25 protein-coding genes are annotated in these 21,455 nt (G+C 45.6%); 10 read left to right on the top strand and 15 right to left on the bottom strand.

Annotation, left to right across the window (positions count from 1 at the left end; translation table 11 throughout):
- Positions 1-84 precede the first annotated feature (84 nt).
- Both HC752_RS00875 and HC752_RS00870 read left to right on the top strand, forming a co-directional pair.
- A complete protein-coding gene (locus tag HC752_RS00875; RefSeq protein ID WP_190333197.1) occupies positions 85-891 on the top strand; it encodes a response regulator transcription factor in 807 nt (268 codons plus the stop codon).
- Positions 888-2,333, top strand: a complete 1,446-nt coding sequence (locus HC752_RS00870; RefSeq protein ID WP_190333196.1) for a sensor histidine kinase — start codon at positions 888-890, stop codon at positions 2,331-2,333. The genes HC752_RS00875 and HC752_RS00870 overlap by 4 nt, the downstream gene beginning before the upstream one ends.
- Before the next feature lie 79 nt (positions 2,334-2,412).
- Here the strand turns inward: HC752_RS00870 and HC752_RS00865 are convergent, their stop codons facing one another.
- From HC752_RS00865 to HC752_RS00795, 15 genes are all read right to left on the bottom strand, one after another.
- A complete protein-coding gene (locus HC752_RS00865) occupies positions 2,413-3,177 on the bottom strand; it encodes an enoyl-CoA hydratase (protein ID WP_190333195.1) in 765 nt (254 codons plus the stop codon).
- Between the two features lie 13 nt (positions 3,178-3,190).
- Positions 3,191-4,531, bottom strand: a complete 1,341-nt coding sequence (locus tag HC752_RS00860; protein ID WP_190333194.1) for a hypothetical protein — start codon at positions 4,529-4,531, stop codon at positions 3,191-3,193.
- A complete protein-coding gene (locus HC752_RS00855; protein WP_190333193.1) occupies positions 4,528-6,165 on the bottom strand; it encodes an amino acid adenylation domain-containing protein in 1,638 nt (545 codons plus the stop codon). The genes HC752_RS00860 and HC752_RS00855 overlap by 4 nt, the downstream gene beginning before the upstream one ends.
- A gap of 256 nt (positions 6,166-6,421) precedes the next feature.
- Positions 6,422-7,780: a magnesium transporter gene (gene mgtE, locus HC752_RS00850; RefSeq protein WP_190333192.1), complete on the bottom strand. Its 1,359-nt coding sequence runs from the start codon at positions 7,778-7,780 to the stop codon at positions 6,422-6,424.
- Positions 7,781-7,872: 92 nt separating this feature from the next.
- Positions 7,873-8,145: an HPr family phosphocarrier protein gene (locus HC752_RS00845; RefSeq protein ID WP_190333191.1), complete on the bottom strand. Its 273-nt coding sequence runs from the start codon at positions 8,143-8,145 to the stop codon at positions 7,873-7,875.
- Between the two features lie 29 nt (positions 8,146-8,174).
- Positions 8,175-9,068 (bottom strand): RNase adapter RapZ, encoded by an 894-nt coding sequence (gene rapZ, locus HC752_RS00840; RefSeq protein ID WP_190333190.1) that lies wholly within the window; start codon positions 9,066-9,068, stop codon positions 8,175-8,177.
- 2 nt (positions 9,069-9,070) lie between these two features.
- On the bottom strand, positions 9,071-9,514 hold the full coding sequence (ptsN, locus tag HC752_RS00835) for a PTS IIA-like nitrogen regulatory protein PtsN (protein WP_190333189.1): 444 nt from the start codon (positions 9,512-9,514) through the stop codon (positions 9,071-9,073).
- Position 9,515: 1 nt separating this feature from the next.
- Positions 9,516-9,803 carry a ribosome hibernation promoting factor gene (gene hpf / locus HC752_RS00830; protein WP_190333188.1) on the bottom strand — a complete coding sequence of 96 codons (288 nt, stop codon included), beginning with the start codon at positions 9,801-9,803 and terminating at the stop codon, positions 9,516-9,518.
- Positions 9,804-9,827: 24 nt separating this feature from the next.
- Positions 9,828-11,300 carry an RNA polymerase factor sigma-54 gene (locus tag HC752_RS00825; RefSeq protein ID WP_190333187.1) on the bottom strand — a complete coding sequence of 491 codons (1,473 nt, stop codon included), beginning with the start codon at positions 11,298-11,300 and terminating at the stop codon, positions 9,828-9,830.
- Between the two features lie 62 nt (positions 11,301-11,362).
- Entirely contained in the window at positions 11,363-12,088 is a 726-nt protein-coding gene (gene lptB / locus HC752_RS00820) for an LPS export ABC transporter ATP-binding protein (protein WP_190333186.1), read from the bottom strand.
- Positions 12,089-12,094: 6 nt separating this feature from the next.
- The gene (gene lptA, locus HC752_RS00815; RefSeq protein WP_190333185.1) at positions 12,095-12,592 is read right to left on the bottom strand and encodes a lipopolysaccharide transport periplasmic protein LptA; all 498 of its coding nucleotides are present in this window, start codon (positions 12,590-12,592) and stop codon (positions 12,095-12,097) included.
- Positions 12,573-13,136: an LPS export ABC transporter periplasmic protein LptC gene (gene lptC / locus HC752_RS00810; protein WP_190333184.1), complete on the bottom strand. Its 564-nt coding sequence runs from the start codon at positions 13,134-13,136 to the stop codon at positions 12,573-12,575. Before lptC ends, lptA begins: the two co-directional genes overlap by 20 nt.
- Positions 13,133-13,681, bottom strand: coding sequence for a 3-deoxy-manno-octulosonate-8-phosphatase KdsC (gene kdsC, locus HC752_RS00805; RefSeq protein WP_194717258.1), 549 nt, complete (start codon positions 13,679-13,681; stop codon positions 13,133-13,135). Before kdsC ends, lptC begins: the two co-directional genes overlap by 4 nt.
- Positions 13,682-13,689: 8 nt before the next feature.
- Positions 13,690-14,661, bottom strand: coding sequence for an arabinose-5-phosphate isomerase KdsD (gene kdsD / locus HC752_RS00800; protein WP_190333182.1), 972 nt, complete (start codon positions 14,659-14,661; stop codon positions 13,690-13,692).
- A gap of 23 nt (positions 14,662-14,684) precedes the next feature.
- Positions 14,685-15,650: a calcium/sodium antiporter gene (locus tag HC752_RS00795; protein ID WP_190333181.1), complete on the bottom strand. Its 966-nt coding sequence runs from the start codon at positions 15,648-15,650 to the stop codon at positions 14,685-14,687.
- Positions 15,651-15,906: 256 nt separating this feature from the next.
- On the opposite strand from HC752_RS00795, the gene mlaF reads away from it, so the two are divergent.
- The 8 genes from mlaF to HC752_RS00755 all read left to right on the top strand — a co-directional run bounded on the left by mlaF (position 15,907) and on the right by HC752_RS00755 (position 21,440).
- Complete coding sequence (gene mlaF / locus HC752_RS00790) at positions 15,907-16,722, top strand: phospholipid ABC transporter ATP-binding protein MlaF (RefSeq protein WP_190333180.1); 816 nt, start codon at positions 15,907-15,909, stop codon at positions 16,720-16,722.
- The gene (gene mlaE, locus HC752_RS00785) at positions 16,719-17,507 is read left to right on the top strand and encodes a lipid asymmetry maintenance ABC transporter permease subunit MlaE (RefSeq protein WP_190333179.1); all 789 of its coding nucleotides are present in this window, start codon (positions 16,719-16,721) and stop codon (positions 17,505-17,507) included. Before mlaF ends, mlaE begins: the two co-directional genes overlap by 4 nt.
- 2 nt (positions 17,508-17,509) lie before the next feature.
- A complete protein-coding gene (gene mlaD / locus HC752_RS00780) occupies positions 17,510-18,001 on the top strand; it encodes an outer membrane lipid asymmetry maintenance protein MlaD (RefSeq protein WP_190333178.1) in 492 nt (163 codons plus the stop codon).
- Positions 18,001-18,660: a phospholipid-binding protein MlaC gene (mlaC, locus tag HC752_RS00775; protein ID WP_190333177.1), complete on the top strand. Its 660-nt coding sequence runs from the start codon at positions 18,001-18,003 to the stop codon at positions 18,658-18,660. The genes mlaD and mlaC overlap by 1 nt, the downstream gene beginning before the upstream one ends.
- On the top strand, positions 18,660-19,019 hold the full coding sequence (locus HC752_RS00770; RefSeq protein ID WP_190333176.1) for an STAS domain-containing protein: 360 nt from the start codon (positions 18,660-18,662) through the stop codon (positions 19,017-19,019). The genes mlaC and HC752_RS00770 overlap by 1 nt, the downstream gene beginning before the upstream one ends.
- Before the next feature lie 12 nt (positions 19,020-19,031).
- Positions 19,032-19,286 (top strand): BolA family iron metabolism protein IbaG, encoded by a 255-nt coding sequence (ibaG, locus tag HC752_RS00765; RefSeq protein WP_101113377.1) that lies wholly within the window; start codon positions 19,032-19,034, stop codon positions 19,284-19,286.
- Positions 19,287-19,295: 9 nt separating this feature from the next.
- Positions 19,296-20,558 (top strand): UDP-N-acetylglucosamine 1-carboxyvinyltransferase, encoded by a 1,263-nt coding sequence (murA, locus tag HC752_RS00760; protein WP_190333175.1) that lies wholly within the window; start codon positions 19,296-19,298, stop codon positions 20,556-20,558.
- Between the two features lie 150 nt (positions 20,559-20,708).
- A complete protein-coding gene (locus HC752_RS00755; protein WP_190333174.1) occupies positions 20,709-21,440 on the top strand; it encodes a 1-acylglycerol-3-phosphate O-acyltransferase in 732 nt (243 codons plus the stop codon).
- The last annotated feature ends 15 nt before the right edge of the window (positions 21,441-21,455 follow it).

Genomic DNA, 21,455 nt, shown 5'->3' with positions numbered 1-21,455 from the left:
AAAAAACGAATTCCTGACGCTTCGCTGAAAGAGATACTCGCATCTAGTGGTCTACTCCTTGAATCGACTAGAGAGGGAAGTAGGATGTCATATACGATTCTAGTGGTCGAAGACGACCAAGATATGGCGAATCTAATTAGCCTTAATCTAAAAGTTCAAGGTTATAAAACCATATTAACTTCACGCATCAGTGAAGGATACCAGATCGCTTGCCAAGGCTTAGTAGATGCCGTGATCTTAGACCGGAAACTGTGTGATGGCGACGGCACTGAAATGTGTAAACTGCTGCGTCAACAGCACATTGGGATCCCGGTTTTGATGCTGACAGCACTCACCAGTGAACATGACATGGTGGATGGATTAGAAGCTGGAGCTGACGACTATCTAACGAAACCATTCAGTGTGATAGAACTTCAGGCAAGAGTTCGAGCGTTATTGAGAAGAACAGAGCACACACGGTGGGCAGAAGCCAATGAGAGCAAGCCAGATATCGCACCACCACAAAGCACACCAGATTGGCACCTTGCCAACCAATCGACACATCAACTGGCGCCAGAGCAAATCGATACTTCGACACAACCGTCATTAATTTTTAATGATCTCGTGATCTCAAAAAAGCAGCATGAAGTGCGTTTGGCCGGTGAAAATGTCAACCTCACACCGACCGAATTCTCCCTTTTGTATTGCTTGGCGAGTAAACCGGGGAGGGTCTTCACGAAAGACGAGCTGCTTATTCGAGTTTGGAACACCAACTACGATGGCTATCACCACACGGTCTGTAGCACCATAAATAGATTACGAAACAAGCTCGAATCACCACAGAACAACGTGCGATTTATTCGTACTGTTTGGGGTGTGGGTTACAAATTTCAGCACGAGGTAAGACAATGACTCGCTCTTTCAAAAAGCGCCTGTTTTTGCTCTCTCTTGTATGGTCTTTGGTTAGCATCCCGCTTCTCACTTATCACTTTCATATTACGTGGAAAAGCAGCGAGCAACGAGCTCGTCAGTTCCTGCATAAAGATTTAGCCAGTCACATGCGCGATAATAACCCGCTCATGGAGGGTAACGACTATTCACCCAAAGCACTAAAAAGCATCTTCCAAACATTAATGATGTTAGGACCGGATTTTGAAATCTATTTTTTAGACAAAAATGGGCAAATCACCACCACAGCCATCGATAATGATGTTGACATCGCAACACACGTGAACTTAACCCCAATCCGTCAATTCTTAGCCGATGGCACTCTCCCTATTTTGGGGGATGACCCACGCGATATGACGCGTCAGAAAGTGTTTTCGGTTTCCGCTATCGAAGGTCCAGATGGTATAGAAGGTTATTTGTATGTCGTTATCGGGCGGCAATCGTCAAGCATAGCAAGAGTTAATCGCTATATGATGCAATACTCCCCTATTTTGATCGGTGGTATTGTGCTGATTTTACTGTTTACCATATTGATTTATCGGCTCATTCAGAAAGATCTGCTTAAACCTAGCCAACAGCTCATTCGTCAGATAGACCATTCAGCAAAAGAACATTTTAGGGTTGAGCCCAATTTATCTGTCCCCGTCACTGAGTTGCTACCGTTGTCGCGCCAGTTTGGGTATCTGCTCGATCATATTCAGTGGCAATTTTTACAGCTTAGACAACATGAACATTCACGGCGCGAATATTTGATGCGTTTAAGCCACGACTTAAAAACGCCTCTTGCCAACATACAAGGCTACCTTGAAACTTGGCTCATCAATGGCAAACAGAATGCCGAATTCATTTCCACAGCACACAGCAATGCCTTGAGGTTGAATGAGCAGCTCCAAGAACAATTTGATGCGGCCAAAAAAGAGCTCATTGAACCCGAAATTCAAAATGAGTCCATCGATATTGTCGAGTTCGTGAACGACCTGAAAGCGCGCTTTGAAATCGGGCTTGAAAAGAAGTCGCTTGATATTTTTTGTACCATTTCAGTCAACGCCCAAGTGAATGCAGATAGAAAGTTATTGGTAAGATTGTTGGATAACCTTATGGAAAATGCCATTCGGCACAGCCCTGAAAAGGCAACTATTCAGCTATTTGTAAAACCGCACTGCGGAGTAAACTCTCAGATTAACGTGAAAGATATCAGCATCGTCATCATTAATACGGTCGACCCAGCCATTCGTGGAGGAGAGCTTGGTATGGGGTTAAAAACCGTCAATGCGATTCTGACGTTGCATCAATCGAAGTTAGAAATATCCGAGCAACCGGGGCTATTTATCGCCAAATTTAGGCTTTCAGCGCAGCCCTATTCCAATGCCCCATTATTGGCAAATGCATCAAATGAGCAGAGTTGATCCTTACATTCCAACAGGCTTAAAAATCACCCTCACTTAATTTCAAAGCGAGGATGATATTTACAACAAAAAAGCCCCGCTAATACCCTTTAAAATTTGGGGCGCGTTTTTCCAAAAAAGCGCGCATGCCTTCTTTTTGATCATAGGTGGAAAATAACGAATGGAAGACTCTTCGCTCAAACAGCAGCCCTTCTTTTAATGAGACTTGCTCCGCTCGATCGATGGCTTCTTTCGCTATGAGGACAGAAGGCTTGCTGTAACCAGCAATCACTTTAGCCACGGCAAGGGTCTCTTCCAATAAGGTCTCATCGGGCATCACTCTGGCGACAAGCCCGGCTCTTTCCGCCTCTGCGGCATCCATCATCCTTCCTGTCAAAATAAGATCCATCGCCTTAGCCCGACCCACCAAATGCGTCAGTCTCTGTGTTCCGCCAATCCCCGGAATCACTCCCAATTTGATTTCAGGTTGACCAAACAAGGCGGATTCTGAAGCATAAATAAGGTCGCACATCATCGCCAATTCACAGCCTCCCCCTAATGCATACCCCGAAACCGCTGCAATTTTCGGGGTCCGGAGCGCACAGAATGCGTCCCAGCCAGAAAAGTAATCCGTGCTTAACATGTCGGTATAACTCTTGTCAGCCATCTCCGCAATGTCGGCTCCTGCGGCAAAAGCACGCTCTGAACCTGTGATCACAAAACACCCAATGTCGGGGTTTTGATCATACTCGGTCAATGTCTGCGTCACCGCAGACATGACTTCACTGTTGAGTGCATTGAGCTTGTCGGGTCGATTAAGTCGAATCAAAACAACTCGCCCTATTTGCTCGGTTTGGATCGTCATAATTCTGTCCTCTTTATGAATCCCAGATAGCGCCATAGGCAGGAATGCCTCGACTCTCTAAGCCAAAGACCACTTGTTGGGTTAGTTTCTGATTAGCAATGCATATTACTGCTTCTGCATCGAATTTTTTGTAGGCGGCATACGCCAGTTTCACCATGTCAGGTTTGCCTTTTTCTGTGGTGTCCCAAATATCGGCATCCGGTTGTACCGCTAATATTTCATCCACTAACTCGTCACCGTAGGTTTCGCGTGGTGTTCGAGTGGACCAAACCAAATGCATCGGCACTTCTTTGGCCAGCAAGTGTGGAAGGCAAGGACCAATTCCACTGCCCGTTGCTACGTACACAACACGCTTAAACAGCACTTCAATATTGGCAACACCAGCGGTTGGAATGCCCTTTACCCAAATGTGGCTTGGTCTATCTTCAATCAGCTTTCCAGTCCAGTCCCCTGCACGTGACACGGTTAATCGATACCCCGATTTACCAGGGCTAGGGACGTTGGCAAAGTGGTGCCACTCCATCAATGGGTTTCGACTGATCGCCATTGATGAGCCAGCAAATGGCGTCACGCCATAGTCAAATTCCAGTAATGCAACATGATCAGAGGGGGTTTCAATTTTCACCGGAACACGGCGAAGGCGAAGCCATGGAAGAAGGATACTGATACTCACGGCGACCAATGCCCAAAAAGAAAACGAATCCAACAAGATGGTGCTGACGTCCTTATTGGGATTAAAATCAGCCGCCAACGTGAATGTCTGTCCCCAAAACAAAATCAAAACGCTCCAGCCACCAAACCGGTGTGTTCTCTCAAATGCGTTGTGAAATTTCTTACGAATGTTGGGCAATGCCATAAATATGATCAACATCAGCAACGCCAATATCGAGTAGGTAATGCCAAGTGTATGAGAGGAAATCGTCGCTAGCTGGTGCTGATAACTGAAAGCTAATGCTCCCGTAAAAATAGCAAACCAAGAGGTTGCCGCCATGGCGCTCCCGCTGTGCAACCCTCCATGATGGTAGATTTTCCCCAAATGCCTACGAATCGACAAAGGCATAGAGGTAGGGGCTCTCGTCGCTAGCCAGAATAAAAAGTTAATCACGTACTGCTGACGAACTAACACGGCAACAGTTAAATTCAAAACGACCATATTGGAAAGCGTTTGTAGCGCGATTCCGCCAGCACTAAACCATTCTCCAACCGTTACGCCATATGCCAAGACAGAGAGATTCGCCATAAACACCAGGATCACTAACCGATAGTAATGTTCCATTGCTGGGTAAGACCAAATTCGACGAAGCAAAGAACGCTGCTTTGGCAACTCAATTGCGCTGTAATCGATTGAACTCATGATGTTTCCTCCGTAACGGATGATTGGCTGTTCTCGTAAAACGCCATCAGGGCTCGTTTATCTATTTTTCCTCGCGAGGTTTTAGGTAGGCTATTGAGCGCAAACACTGTGCTGGGCACACAGTAGTAAGGTAGGTGTTTTTGAACTTGTTTTTTTGCATCGGATGTGGAGACGTTAGCTGGCGTAACAAACGCAATGAGCGTTTTACAATCTATCTTTATCGTTACCGCCTGATGGCAGTTTTCTGTCTTTTCCAGTACTCGGGAAACGGAATCTAATTCAACGCGAAAGCCAAGGATCTTCACTTGGTCATCGGTACGTCCAAGATGGAGAAGTTCACCGTTTTTGGTCCATTTCCCGAGATCGCGAGTTCGAAACATTTTGTACTTACCACCAAGAAATGGGTCTGGACGATATCGGTCGGCATTCAGCACTTCATTCCCAATATAGCCAGCCGTAACACATAAGCCTCCCGCCCACATTTCACCGACATCACCAATGGCACAGGGCTTGAGGTTGTCGTCCAATACATACACGGTGTTATTGGGCGTCGGCTTACCAATAGTGAGCTCTTCACAATTATTCGAATAATGCTGCGCCGTGTTAATGATGGTGGTTTCAGTCGGACCACAAGCATTGTAAAAGCGACAAAAGGCTCCCCATTGGTCAGCTAAGGGTTGAGGGCAAGGTTCACCTGCAACAGCAGCAACTTGAATGGATTGACAGCGTTCCGCATCTAGGCTCGCAAGAATGGATGGGGTCGCGATCACCACATCGGCTTGGCTGACAGTGGCTTCAATATTGCGACTGCGGATTAGCAACGTCGCACCATGGCATAACGTGACAAAAATCTCCCAAGCGCACATATCAAAGGCGATGCTGAGTATCTGCCCAACCTTCATTCCCGGCTCAATACCCAGATTCCCTGGCGTAGTCATAACGATATTCGCCACGTTCTGATGTGTGACTTGCACGCCATTCGGAGTGCCTGTCGTACCTGATGTAAATAGAATGAAGCACCGTGATTCTGGCTCGACATCGGGCAGATATAAACCTTCGCTGTCGCATAATTCCGGCAGCAATTCATCTAAGAAACAGACATGTTGATGTGTCAATTCTGGCAAATGCGGTTCTAAGTCTGAAAGACTCAGTACTATTTTCACGTCAGCGGTTTCACAAACATGTTTAAGTACTTTTTTGGGGGCGACACCAGCATGCTGAGGAACATAACAAGCACCTAATTTCAGGGTCGCCAATATACCAATGAGCATGGGAATTGAGCGTGTGAGAAAAATACCGACGGCATCTCCCTGTTGAATTCCTCGCTTTTGAAGAAAAAATGCGAGTTGGTTTGCTTTTTGGTTCAGCTCTCCGTACGTGATCTTTTCTCCTTCATGAACCGCAGCGATTTGATTTGGCATGAAGTCCGCTTGGGCTTCAATGGCGGTATGAAGACATGAGTATTCAGGAGTGGCGTAAGGACCTTGTCCAAACTGCTCGAACAAAACCTGATCACTCAATGGCAATTCAGCAATGGCTTCTCGTTGAAAATGAAAACGTCGTGTCGGTTGAAGTGCGTTGTAATGCTGCGAACTATTGAGGTTTTTCCCTGGCTGTAATTTAGGGAGCTTCATGATTTTCTCCTTGTTATTGGCTTGCTAAAAAGCTAACAAGAGAAGTTCACAAATTTCTCACAGAGAGATACTGAGTTTTTCACAAATTCCTTACTCGACTTTGTGAAAAACGCCTAATATTTTTCTGACATTCTTTTTCTGGCATTCTTTAGTATGGAAGGTCCAGACGTTCTGGATTGACATTAATCAGAGCGATAGAAAGCAAAAACGCGCTTACTGAAGCAGCAAGCGCGTTTTTTGTTGATCAAACAAACCGCTACACTATAAACAAGGTAGCTAACCCTAAGAACACCATAAGCCCAACAACATCCGTCACCGTTGTTAACGCCATTCCTCCAGCTAAAGCCGGATCGATATTCCGTTTTTTTAAAAAGATAGGAATGCTCACTCCAGCTATACCAGCAACCAGTAAGTTCGTCATCATTGCAGCAGAAATCACGCCACCAAGTAGCCAATCGCCTTTCCAAACGACGACAATACCACCAATAATCAGTGCCCATAGCAACCCATTCAGAAACCCGATCGCCGCTTCTTTGAGCAATAATTCACGTTTATTGGTGTCACCAATATGCCCAAGCGCCAAGCCGCGGATCACAAGAGCGACCGTTTGGTTACCCGCCACTCCCCCCATAGACGGTACAATGGTCATGAGTACGGCTATTGCCGCCATTTCCTGTAGGGTGGATTCAAAAAGGTTAGAAACCGACGCCGCAGTTAAGGCTGCTAACACATTCGCACCCAGCCAAACGCTCCGCTTGCGGGCGGATTTTACAACAGGAGCAAAGGTATCTTCCTCGTCATCCAAACCTGCCAAACTCATCATCGAGTGTTCGGCGTCTTCACGGATGACGTCAACAACATCATCAATGGTAATTCGACCGACCAATTGGTTGTCTTCGTCAACGACGGGAGCCGATACCCAATTTCTACGTTCAAACAAACTGGCGACGTCACTGTCACTGGCATTGACAGAAATGGCTTCATCCGCATCTTTCATGATTTCGCTGATCTGCACATCAGGCTGAGAAGTCAATAAAGTTGTTAGGTGTAAATACCCCTTGAGTTTACTATTTTCATCAATCACATACAGTGCATCTGTCGCTTCTGGAAGTTCGCCTTTTATGCGCAAGTAACGTAACACCACATCCACATCCACATCACTACGAATCGTAATGACATCGGTGCTCATTAGACTACCAGCGGTATCTGCGTCATACCCTAACGCCGTTTCGATGCGATGGCGATCCGCCGTATCCATCTGGGATAAGACTTCACGAGAAAGATCATCAGGTAGGCTTCGAAGTACGTAGGCAACGTCATCGGTTTCAAGCCCTTCTGTTGCTTCAGCCAGACTCTCTGGTGCCATTTTGGACACCAAGCTGTCTTTCACATCTTCCGAAAGCTCTTCGAGGATTTCACCGTAATCTTCAGGATCCGTGAGTTGCCAAAGCACATCACGGCTTTTACGCGGAGAAGCTTGCAAAAGATGGGCGATGTCTTCCGGCTCCATATCTTGGAGTATACGGCGAACATGGACAAATCGACCGCTGTCTAACGCATCGCTTACTTCTTGTAGGGTTTGATGAGTTTGGTCAATTTCTAACTGCTCAGCCATTCTCGTCCCCTATTTTTACATTCGTTTACAATATGTTGAGTATACATAATTCTAAAAGGACTTTACTAACATATTGTGAAAGAGGCGAGAAATTATTCCTCTTCGTCGAAACGATGCTCAATCAGATCGCACACGGCGCTTAAGGCTTGTTCGGCATCGTCCCCAACCGCAGAAATGGTAACGCTTTGCCCTTGTGAAGACTCCAGCATCAGTAGCCCCATCACACTTTCCGCAACCACGGTTTTTTCACCGTTGCTGACACTGATATCGGCATTAAAGCTTTGGGCTAGTTCGACTAATTTGATGGCTGCACGAGCGTGCAACCCTAAGCGATTTTGAATAAAAACGGTTCTACAGCATTCCATTGCTAATTTTTACTCTCTCAGTTTGATAATTATTGGTGGTGTTTTTCCAAGCTCGTATGGCGAATCTGCACTTGATGACCTTGCTTGGTGAAATACTCACCAAGCTGCTGAGTGATGTACACAGAACGATGCTTACCACCAGTACACCCAATCGCCACCGTCAGATAACTGCGATTGTTTTTTTGCAGTAGTGGTAGCCAGTGTTCGATAAAGGTTTGTATCTGCTCTTTCAGCTCCAGTACTTCATCGTGGTTTTCTAAGAAAGCTTTAATGGGAGCATCTAATCCGGTTTGAGAGCGCAATTCAGGCTCCCAATGCGGGTTAGGTAGAAAACGGACATCAAAAACGTAATCGGCATCGTTAGGCAATCCGTATTTGAACCCAAAAGATTCAAACACCATCACAAGCTCTTTGCTTTCTCTACCTTCAACTCGCTGGCGTACGGTTTCACTCAAATCGTGCAGCGATTGATTACTGCTGTCCAGTACCAGATCAGCGTATTCTTTAAGGTTTAGCAACAGTCCTTTCTCTAATCGAATCGCTTGCTCAAGTGAGAGCCTTTCTTTCGGCCTCATCGATAATGGGTGGATCCGGCGGGTTTCACTGTAGCGTTTTAGGAGCGTATTTTCATCGGCATCTAAAAACAGCACATTCACGTCAAGTTCGGACTTAAGTTTGGTTAATGTCGTCGTGACCAAAGCAGGATCTTGAGGAAGATTTCGAATATCGATGCTAACGGCAACGTTTTGCTGCCCCCCTTGAATAGACTGTACAAAGTTTTCCAACAAGGAAATGGGCAAATTATCGACACAATAATAACCGAGGTCTTCTAACACTCGAAGCGCCACACTCTTTCCCGCCCCTGATTGACCACTGATCACTATCAAGCGTTTTTTGTTTGATGGCTGGGCAGAGTTCGTCATGGCTATTGAGTAATGATGTCGTAAAGCTCCTGATCGGATTGAGCATTACGAAGCGATTTGAGGATCGACTTATCGTTTAAGCGTTCAGCCATGGCGGATAAGGTTTTCAGGTGGGTTTTGCATTGTGCATCAGGCACTAATAATGCAAACAGCAAGTCCACTGGGCGGTTATCTATGGCATCGAACTCAATCGGTTCCTGACATTGCAGCAAAACCGCAACGGCTTGGTCACTGTCCATCATTCGGCCATGTGGAATAGCAATGCCATTTCCGATTCCGGTACTGCCCATTTTTTCCCTGTTGAGCATGCACTCGAACAGCTCTGTAGAGTTTTGCCCCGTGTGTGTGGCGGCGATTTCACTGATGATTTCCAGTGCTCGTTTCTTGCTTGTACATTGGACTGCACTTTTTGTGCAGTCCAATGCTAGTACTTCGCTTAATTGCATGTTAGTGGCTACTTAGCTTTTCTTTGTGCTTATTGAGTTGTCGAACTAATTTATCGACTAAAGAGTCAATGGCAGCATACATGCTTTCGTCTGTCGAAGTCGCATGAATGTCTCCCTGATTGACATGAAGTGTCGCTTCTGCGATTTGATTCACCTTTTCAACGCGCAGTACTACTTGAACTTGATTGATGTGATCGAAGAATCGCTCTAGCTTTTGGAACTTGGATTGAACGTAGTCTTGCATTGAATCGGTAAGATCAACGTGGTGCCCTTGGATATTGATTTGCATAGACTTTCCTTCTTGCTATTAGGCCTAGAGTAGGCGTTTACGCTGACTGGATGGCGCAATGCCGAGGGACTCTCTGTATTTTGCGATCGTTCGCCTCGCAACTTGTATCCCTTGGTCAGCTAACAAAGCGGCAATCTTGCTATCACTGAGTGGCTTAGCGATATTTTCCGCAGCCACCAGCTTTTTAATTAATGCGCGAATTGCCGTTGACGAGCACTCCCCACCGTTATCGGTACTGACGTGACTAGAAAAGAAATATTTCAGTTCAAAAATACCTCGCGGAGTGTGCATATACTTTTGAGTGGTGACCCTTGAAATGGTCGATTCGTGCATATCCACCGCCAGTGCTATGTCGTTCAGCACCATGGGTTTCATCGCCTCTTCACCATACTCAAAGAAATCATGTTGATGCTCTACAATGCAACGGGCAACTTTCAGCAGTGTTTCGTTTCTGCTTTCTAAGCTCTTAATCAGCCATTTTGCTTCTTGTAAGTTGGTTTTTATAAACTGACTGTCAGGGCTGTTTCCCTTGCCCAGAGCGGCGTATTGCTGGTTCACTTTAAGCTTTGGCACGCTGTCTGGGTTGATGGACACTCTCCACTGACCGTGCTCTTTGAATACAGAGACATCGGGAATAACGTATTCCGTTTCATCCGGTGTGACGCTGCTGCCTGGACGGGGATCCAACTGTTGAATCAATGATAAAATATCACGTAAGTCGGATTCTTTTAGCTTCGTTTCTTTGATGATTAATTTGTAATCGCGGTTGCCCAAATGATCGATGTGATTTTCAAGCAAAGATTTAGCCTGAGCTAACCACGGCGTGTCTTCTGGAAACGTAGCAAGTTGCAGTAAGAGGCACTCTTGCAGGTTTCGAGATGCAACACCAAGCGGATCAAACTGTTGGATACGCTTAAGAACCGCTTCAACTTCGTCTAGCTCGACCTCTTCATTCCCCATACTGTCTAGGATATCTTGAGCATCCGTGGTGAGGTAACCATCATCATCGACGGCATCGATAATCGCCATTGCTATGGTTCGGTCAGTCTCCGTGAATGGTGTGAGATCAAGTTGCCAAGTGAGGTAGTCTTGGAGGCTTTGAGTGGTTTCACCTTGATAGACAGGAAGGTCATCGTCCAGTGCAATACCCGTATTACCTGTATTGGCGCTGTACACATCTTCCCATGTGGTATCGATTTCTAAATCGTTGCTGATTTCGGATTTTTCAATCAAATCCGAACTGTCACTTAATTCTGGCTCTGCGGTAACGTCTTCGTTGGACTCTTTCTCATTTGCGCTGGCTTCTTTTGCGGCGTCTTCATTGGCTGAGCTTTCTTCATTACCTTCATCCACATCCAAAAGTGGATTCGATTCCAAGGCTTCTTGAATCTCCTGCTGCAAGTCCAACGTTGACAGTTGCAACAAACGAATCGCTTGTTGTAACTGAGGCGTCATCGCCAGTTGTTGACCTAGCTTTAATTGTAATGAGGGTTTCATGTAGTCCTTTTCTTATCTTTCTAATTCGGGGAAGGATACGCCAAACGGCATCCCCTATTTAATCATAGACGGAATTGCTCACCCAGATAAACCCGTTTTACTTGTTCATTATTGAGAACCTGTTCCGGTGTTCCTTCTGCGATCAAATGCCCTTGGCTTACAATATATGCGCGCTCACACACGTCGAGGGTTTCCCGAACATTGTGGTCGGTAATCAATACACCCAATCCTCTGTCTCGCAAATGTTCGATGATTTTTTTGATATCAATAACTGAAATGGGATCAACGCCAGCAAATGGCTCATCAAGCAAAATGAATTTTGGATTCGCAGCGAGCGCTCGAGCGATCTCGACACGACGTCTTTCACCACCAGAAAGCGCCATACCATTGCTTTTGCGAATATGTTGAATATGGAATTCATCCAACAAGTCTTCAAGCCGATCTTGCCGCTGCTCCCGTGTGAGCTCCTTACGAGTCTCGAGTACGGCCATAATGTTGTCTTCCACCGACAGCTTTCGGAAAATAGACGCTTCTTGCGGCAAATATCCGATACCCAGTCGCGAACGTGAATGCATAGGCAATATACTGATATCCTGATCATCAATAGAGATACGACCTTCATCACGGCCAACCAATCCGACAATCATGTAAAACGAGGTGGTTTTTCCGGCTCCATTAGGCCCCAATAGCCCCACAATTTGCCCTGATTTCACCTCTAAGCTGACATCGGTGACTACTTTTCGTTTTTTATAGCTCTTCGCCAGATTTTCTGCTTTTAAGATTGCCATTTAAAATTACTGTTTCTTTATCTGAGTGGGTTGTAGAACCGTCGATACGCGTTCGCCTTTTTTACCATCAGCAATCAGCTTTTGAGGTGTAATCATGTATTTAATAAGTGGTCCTTTGATCACACTGTCATCTTGAGAAAGCACAGCATTCTCTGTCATCGTCAACAAGTCTTTACGGACTTGATAGAGTAAAACATTGGCTTCACCATGCAACGTTTTGCCATCATCCGTCAGCTGCGTAAAGACCGCTGTCTTACCAAATGCTTCTATTTGCTCGATACTCTCATCTTCGGAATTTCGAATTACAATCACTTTGTCTGCTGTGATTTTGATGCTGCCTTGCTTCAAAACCACATCACCGACAAAAGTCACTTTGCTGCTGACCATATCCAGCGCTTGGCTGTCAGAGTCTATATAGATTGGCTGCTCTGAATCGGTGCTTAATCCCCAAACAGGAACAGATAAAACTAAGCAAGAAATTAAGCTAAGGAGTCTTCGTCTCATATTTACTTTGCACTTGTCTTAATAGGGTTACGGTGTTGTCGCCAAAGTTGCCCACCATCGCATTCCCATTTGAAATAAATGTCGGACCAACCAGCGCTACAGGCTCGTTGGTATTAAAATCTTTACTGATCAGTTTAATGATGAGCTTTTCGGTTGTCATTGAATCAAAGCCCGATTCCGGGTTGAGATTCTTTGCAAGTACGTTCCCCGTTAGGGTAAGCACATTGTCTTCATCCAAAACGCCTTTGTCGGCAGTCACCGCCCACTCTTTGGTGTTTCCCTCACGAAAAACACTCAGCTCTAACTTATCAAAAATGGTATCGCCGCTTTTGGCAAAGTGATCCAAATTGCGAGAGCGAATATCAAAATTTCTTACGCCACCTTCGGTGTAACTGGTGTTAAGCAAACCTTTCCCTGAAAATGCAGGGAGCTCGGTATTTGGCTTCACCTGAAGTATTTCCGGTTCGCCTTTACCGTATAGATAATACACACACCAGAGAGAGATAAAAATAAGAACAAGGTATATAGGACGAGGAAGCGTCATATACTCAAACCCTTGTGACTATCCAGTTCACCACGCGCTTCCAACACCAGGTCACAGACTTCGCGCACCGCCCCATGACCACCTTTAATGCGAGTGACGTAATTGGCTCTTTTCACTAACAGTGGGTGACCATCGGCTACACACACTTTTAACGCCACTTTTTCCATCACCGGCCAGTCAATCAGATCATCGCCGATATACCCTGTCTGTTCCGGTGCAATATTGAGTTTTTCACAAATATCTGCATAAGCTTTTAACTTGTCATCCTGCCCTTGATAGATCAAGGAAATGCCTAAAGCGGTCATCCGGTTCTCGACTATCTTGGATTGCCTGCCTGTAATGATCGCAATTTCAATACCAGCACTCATCAAGGCTTTGATACCGTACCCGTCTCTGGTGTGGAACGTTTTCAGCTCTTCTCCCTGATTGCCCATGTACACAAGTCCATCAGAAAACACACCATCTACGTCGCAAATCAGTAATTTTAGGTTCTTTGCTATGTTAAACACATCACGGTTAACATCGCCATAAATCGTTGAAATCATCTGACTCACTACATAACTCCGGCTTTCAAGAGATGATGAATATTGAGGGCACCAACAAGCGTATTATTCTCAGACAACAACAAACTGGTTATGCTCCGTGCTTGCATCATATTTACCGCTTCCACCGCTAGCATGTCCGGTGAAGCCATCATAGGATTCTCTGTCATAACAGAACCTATAGACGCGGTATGAATATCGACTTTCTTATCCAGAAGACGACGCAGATCACCATCGGTAAAAATACCAAGAACCTGATCACTGGAATCTACCACAGCCGTCATCCCCAAACCTTTTTTAGATATCTCTAATAGAGCCTCTTTCACAGACGCATTTGGGGAAACCTTGGGAAGGGCATCGCCTACCTGCATGATATCGACCAGCTTTAAGAGAAGTTTACGCCCCAATGCTCCACCAGGGTGAGAAAGTGCAAAGTCATCCGCCGTGAAACCTCGTGCTTGAAGAAGTGACACAGCGAGTGCATCTCCCATCACTAACGTTGCAGTCGTGCTTGTGGTCGGAGCCAGCCCTAAACTGCATGCTTCTTCAGGTACGTGAATACACAAATGGATATCAGCCTGTATCGCCATATTAGAAGACGGCTTGCCTGTCATGCTGATAATACCGATGCCTCTGCGTTTTAAAACGGGGTAAAGCGCTAAGATTTCTGAAGACTCACCAGAGTTCGAGATGGCAAGCACGATATCACCCTTTTCCACCATGCCTAAATCACCATGGCTGGCTTCTCCAGGGTGAACAAAAAAGGCGGAAGTCCCCGTACTTGCCAATGTCGCAGCTATCTTTTTGCCAATGTGACCGGACTTCCCCATGCCCATCACCACGATTTTTCCTTTGGCAGTAAGAATGGTCTCACAAGCCTGCTCAAACGAAGAATCAAAGTACTGTTCTAGCTGAGAGAGCCCCTGAATTTCAATATCCAAGACTTTTCTCGCCGCACTACAGAAATCGAACCTTTCCGACATGAATAGACTCCAGAAGAATAAGACTAAGCAGCTACATTATAAAAAAGATAACCTTGATACACCGCAAAAATGGTAAACAGAATGCCTCCCTCAATGCGATTCACGCTTCGAGACTTGCCAAGAGCCATCGCAACGAGCAATAGCGAAACGGCAAGCATGACCCAAAAGTCGCGACCCATGGCATGCTCATTAAGAATAGATGGGTTTAGGATGCCTGGAATCCCCATGACTGCAAGAATATTGAACACGTTTGAGCCAATGATATTTCCCACCGCCATGTCGTCTTCACCCTTCATGACACCAGCCAAAGAAGCGGCTAGCTCAGGTAGGCTGGTTCCTATAGCAATAATGGTCAAACCAATGACCAAATCACTCATACCAAAGTATTTTGCGATGATAACCGCATTATCGACTAAAATATCCGCTGATAATGGCAACAGTATAAGACCAATAACTGCCCACATGACGGCTTTGGAGTTTGGAATGCCCTCGGGAATTTCAGATTCCTGCTCCTCAACGAACGCATCGCCATTTTGTTTTTCTTTTTGACTGATACGTAGCATTGCAAGAATGAAAGCCGCGAAAAGAGCAAACAACAAGATACCTTCGTAGAAACCAAGGAAGTTATCGAACATCAATGCGCCAGCCACTACTGTGACGATGATCATAAGAGGAAGTTCACGTCGAACAACGACAGAACTGATGGACAGAGGTTTAATTAGCGCAGTAATACCCAGAATGAGCGCTATGTTGGCAATGTTAGAACCCAATACATTCCCCACCGCTGTGTCTGTCTTTCCATCTAGAGCGGCTGTCGCGGAAACCATCATCTCTGGCGCTGAAGACCCCATCGCTAAAATGGTCATGCCGATTACCAATGGTGAAATACCGAAATTACGGGCAAGCGCTGCGGCCCCTAAGACCAATTTATCTGCACTCCAGACGAGTAAAGTTAAGCCTACGACAAGCAACGCAACGGCTTCAAGCATGATGTTCCCTTTAAATTAACTGAGTAGAAAGACAAGTAGCCGCCAATTTTGACGGTTCATGACTCAAAATGGAAGTCATAATAGTAAAAAGAAACGAGGATTCGCGATAGACGAACAGTATTAAGAAAGGATACTCAATTTGAGTTTTGAGTTAAATTAAGGTCATATTCGATAGCTTTACTTTGAATTCAGGGCGTTTAGTGCTTATGATTGCCCATTCACCTCAGCGCAACTAGCAGCCTATTAGAAGAACTTTATGTCGACAGCGGATTTAGTCACCATACAAAACCTGACTTTTTATCGTGGAACCAGAAAAATCTTTGATGATGTCACCCTATCCGTTCCCAAAGGGAAAATCACTGCCATCATGGGGCCTTCTGGTATCGGTAAAACGACCTTACTCAGGTTAATTGGGGGGCAAATTCACCCAAATAGTGGTGATGTCCTATTTGATGGCGAAAACATTCCCCGCCTCTCTCGTCATGCTTTGTATGAAGCCCGAAAAAAAATGAGCATGCTTTTTCAATCCGGTGCACTGTTTACCGATATGAATGTCTTTGACAATGTTGCGTATCCTCTAAGAGAACATACTGAGCTGACTGAGGAGATCATTCGTAGCATCGTTTTACTCAAACTTGAAGCAGTAGGATTACGGGGCGCAGCAAAATTAATGCCCAATGAGCTTTCGGGTGGCATGGCTCGCAGAGCGGCCTTAGCCAGAGCTATCGCCCTCGACCCTGAACTCATTATGTACGACGAACCTTTTGTCGGACAGGATCCGATCACCATGGGTGTGTTGGTGAAACTCATTCGAAACTTAAACCAAGCACTGAACCTTACTTCCATCGTCGTGTCACACGATGTACCGGAAGTCATGAGCATCGCAGACCATGCTTATATTCTTGCCAATGGCAAAATCATTGCCAATGGAACCCCCGAGGAATTGATGGCGAATCCTGACCCAAATGTGCAGCAATTCTTAACGGGTATGGCTGACGGTCCCGTTCCGTTTCAATACCCAGCAAGCGAACTGACTCAAGACCTTTTTAATACTTCAGGATACGCTCAATGACTATCTTGCTGAATATCCTCTCCAGTATTGGTCACAGTACACTTTCTATTTGCCGCGCATGGGGACGGGCGACATTAATGCTTTTTGGTGCTCTGATTGCCAAACCCCAGCCAATCAAACACTTTCCATTGCTGATTAAGCAACTTTACAGTGTTGGTGTGCAGTCTATGGTTATCATCGTGCTTTCTGGGTTATTCATCGGCATGGTCATCAGCCTACAAGGTTACGTCGTTCTTGTTGATTTCGGTGCGGAAGGGGCATTAGGTCAGATGGTGGCGCTTTCACTTCTGCGCGAACTCGGTCCCGTAGTGACCGCGCTGCTGTTTGCGGGTCGAGCGGGCTCTGCTCTCACGGCTGAAATTGGTTTAATGAAAGCCACCGAGCAATTATCAAGCATGGAAATGATGGCCGTTGATCCATTAAGAAGAGTCGTCGCTCCTCGTTTTTGGGCTGGTGTCATTTCGATGCCTCTTCTTGCGATGATTTTCATGGCTGTCGGTATTTGGGGTGGTCAACTTATCGGTGTCGACTGGAAAGGCATCGATCACGGAAGCTTTTGGTCTTCGATGCAGTCCTCCGTAGAACTAGGGCAAGATATTGGTAACAGCTTCATTAAAAGTGCCGTTTTTGCTTTAACGGTTACTTGGATAGCACTTTTTAACGGATACGATGCGATTCCTACATCTGAAGGAATCAGTCGTGCTACAACTAAAACAGTGGTGCACTCATCACTGGCTGTTCTGGGGCTCGATTTCGTCCTAACAGCACTTATGTTTGGGAACTAAAGATGCAACAAACTCGTAAACTAGAATTGTTAGTAGGAAGCTTTGTCATCGCGAGTATGATTGCCATTCTTGTCATGATTCTGAAAGTCGCCGATGTAAAAAGTTTTGGCTCGGGCGAAACGTATCAGCTGAAAGCCCAGTTCGATAATATAGGCAGTTTAAAACTCCGCTCACCGGTCAAAATTGGGGGCGTGGTAGTTGGACGTGTTTCAGACATTACTTTAAACATCGAGAACTACTTACCCGTCATTACGCTCACCATTGATAAGCAATATGGCAAATTCCCAGAAACATCCAGCGCGCAAATCCTAACATCAGGCTTAATTGGTGAACAATATATCGGGTTAGTACCCGGTTTTGTTGATGAAGGCATCGACATGTTGCAGGATGGCGACTATATAGAGGATACGAAGTCAGCACTGGTACTTGAAGATCTGATTGGACAGGTTTTGTATCGTGTCGGTGGTGACTCAGCAAATTCGGAGGAACCTTAATGAAATGGTTAAAAAAATGGGCAATAGCAACAGCACTCAGCACACTTTCTTTTGCCAGTATTGCGCAGACTAATGCGGCACAAACCATTGATGCCACGAAGCCTTACGACATGATGCGACAAGTTGCTGAGAAGACCTTTTCTCGTCTGAAGAACGAGCAGAGTCTGATCAAATCCAACCCAGACACACTAAAAGTCGTGGTTGAAGAAGAGCTGATGCCCTTTGTAAACAGCCGCTACGCTGCATTGAAACTGCTTGGTCCGCACTTAAAGACATCCAAGAAAGAAGAAGTGAAAGTCTTTGTTGACGCCTTCCGCGCTTACCTTGTGACGTCTTACGCGCAAGTTTTGACACAATACACCGATCAGTCCATCGAGTTCGCTCCTGAACGACCACTCGATCCTCAAAGCCGCATTCTCTCTATTCGGGTAGAAATCATCGATAACCCAAATCCAAACATTAAGCTCGATTTTAAATTGAGAAAGGATAAAAATAGCGGCGAATGGGCAGCCTTTGATATGGTTGCTGAAGGTATTAGCTTGCTCTCTAGTAAGCAGTCAGAATGGACCAGTAAAATCCGAAAAGATGGGCTCTTAGCGGTCAGCAAAGATTTGCAAGAATTGGCCGCACAACCCATTCAGTTCAAGGATCCCAAATAATGAGTCATCCGCAGTGGTTGCAAGTCGCCCCGACTCAAAGCCAACTTTCTGGAGACTTGGATCGTGAAAGCGTCCCCAGTTTATGGCAATTTCTGAAGAAACGAAAAACTGACACGACTCAACTCAACATTGACATGAGCAAAGTGAAACGCGTCGATTCCGCTGGTATGGTGATGCTGATTCACTTAATAGAGCATGCAAAAAAACAAAACTGTCATATAATGCTCAGTTTCGTGCCTGACCAGCTGCGCACTTTGTGTCAACTGAGTAATGTCGAAGCAATGCTCTTCCCCGAAACTGAAACCGAACCAAAGTCTCAGTTTGAATCATCGGGCGAACGCAATCACATTGAAGTTTAAATAGGATCTACCGTGGACAGCGTTGAAGTAAAAAACATTTTAGATCAAGCTCTTAACCTAGAAGAGTTACACGTAAAAGGGGAAGGCAGCCACTACGAAGTGATTGCTGTAGACCCAAGTTTTGATGGAATGAACCGTGTAAAGAAACAGCAGCTCATCTACGCTCCGCTGATGGAATACATTCAAAGAAACGATATTCATGCAGTTTCAATTAAGGCTTACACGCCAGAAGAATGGGAACGCGATAAGAAACTGATGTCTCTTTAAGGTTAATTGATGGAAAAGTTTCGAGTTAAACGTTCGGGCCCGCTAAGTGGTGAGGTCTCAATCTCCGGCGCTAAAAACGCCGCTTTACCGATTTTATTTGCTTCCATTCTTGCTGAAGAACCTGTTGAAGTAAGCAACGTACCTAAGCTACGTGACATTGATACAACAATGGAATTACTGAAGCGCTTAGGTGCTCAAGTGGAACGTAATGGGTCGGTACACGTAGATAGCCGCTCAATAGACCAATACTGCGCACCTTATGATTTGGTGAAAACCATGCGCGCATCCATTTGGGCATTGGGTCCTTTGGTTGCTCGATTTGGTCAAGGTCAGGTTTCGCTTCCTGGCGGTTGCGCGATTGGTGCACGCCCTGTTGATCTCCATATTTATGGTCTTGAACAACTTGGAGCCACTATTACTCTTGAAGAAGGGTATGTCAAAGCCGAAGTCGATGGACGCCTAAAAGGAGCTCACGTTGTAATGGATAAAGTCAGTGTTGGCGCAACCATTACTGTGATGTGTGCTGCCACACTGGCGGAAGGGAAAACCGTTTTAGATAACGCAGCGCGGGAACCGGAAATTGTCGACACGGCGGCGTTCTTAAATACATTAGGCGCTAAGATCTCAGGTGCAGGCACAGACACCATTACCATCGAAGGCGTTGAACGCTTAGGGGGAGGGAAACACTCAGTGGTCCCTGATCGCATTGAAACAGGGACATTCTTAGTCGCTGCTGCGGTATCTGGTGGTAAGATCCTATGTAAAAACACCAATGCGTCACTGCTTGAAGCTGCTCTTGCTAAGCTAGAAGAAGCCGGTGCTTTAGTGGAAACAGGGGAAGACTGGATCCGTTTAGATATGACGGGGCGTGATCTCAAAGCCGTATCTATTAGAACAGCTCCTCACCCAGGCTTCCCAACCGATATGCAAGCTCAATTTACGTTGTTAAACATGATGGCAAAAGGAAGTGGGGTCATTACTGAAACCATTTTTGAAAATCGGTTTATGCACGTACCAGAATTGATGCGCATGGGAGCAAAAGCCGAGATTGAAGGCAATACGGTTATTTGCGGAGATACGGATGGGTTAAGCGGTGCTCAAGTCATGGCGACCGATCTAAGAGCCTCTGCCAGCCTTGTGATTGCTGGGTGTATCGCCGAAGGTGAAACCATCGTCGATCGCATTTACCACATTGATCGTGGGTATGAAAAAATCGAAAGTAAACTCTCTGCGCTCGGTGCAAACATTGAGCGTTTCAGAGAGTCTGGTTAAACTCTACCCCTGAATCCGAAAGCCGGAAGCTGTCTATCTCAGGTTTCGGCTTTTTTGTTGCGTTTCACCCCGCTTTCGTTTGTTTTCTGATCGCATCGGTCAAATGTAAGCCAAATAATTATTAATTGAATAACTATCAAAGAGAGTTCTATGATCGCTTTATTGCGTCTCATTGCGGTGACCATATTCGCCGTCTTAATGTTTGTCTTTGGGTGTGGCTATTGCCTATTAAGCCCAAGAAACCCAAAACACGTTTTTACCTTTGGTCGTTACTTCGGGCGCATGTCCAGAGTATTCGGCATTAAATTGGATCTTAGGATCCCAGAAGACGCCTACAAGCGTGGTCAACATATTTATATTGCCAATCATCAAAACAACTGGGATATGTTTACCGTCTCATCCGCTGTGACGCCAAATGTGGTGACGGTTGGAAAGAAAAGCCTTGCTTACATGCCCTTATTCGGACAGCTTTACTGGATCACTGGCAATATCCTAATTGATCGCGCTAACCGCAGCAAAGCCATGGGTACGATTGAGCAAGTGGTTGAGAAAATCAAAGGACGTGATATTTCGGTATGGATGTTCCCTGAAGGGACGCGCTCTCGTGGCAGAGGTTTGCTTCCGTTCAAAACAGGCGCTTTTCATGCCGCAGTTGGGGCTCAAGTGCCAATCATTCCAATCGTTTGTAGCACAACAGAAGGTAAATTTAAGCTTAATCGCTGGAATAATGGCCATGTTATTGTTGAAATGCTACCTCCAGTGAGCATTGAAGGTTATGGCAAAGAAAATGTCCGTGAATTGGCTAATCTATGCCGTGAACAAATGAAGCAAAAACTGGAAGAGCTAGATGCAGAAGTAGAGCAGCTAAACAACCAGAAATGATCGATTAAGCCGAGT

The sequence above is a fragment of the Vibrio sp. S9_S30 genome, assembly GCF_014694455.1.
Lineage (GTDB): Bacteria > Pseudomonadota > Gammaproteobacteria > Enterobacterales > Vibrionaceae > Vibrio.
This window is presented reverse-complemented; position numbering and strand designations above follow the sequence as displayed.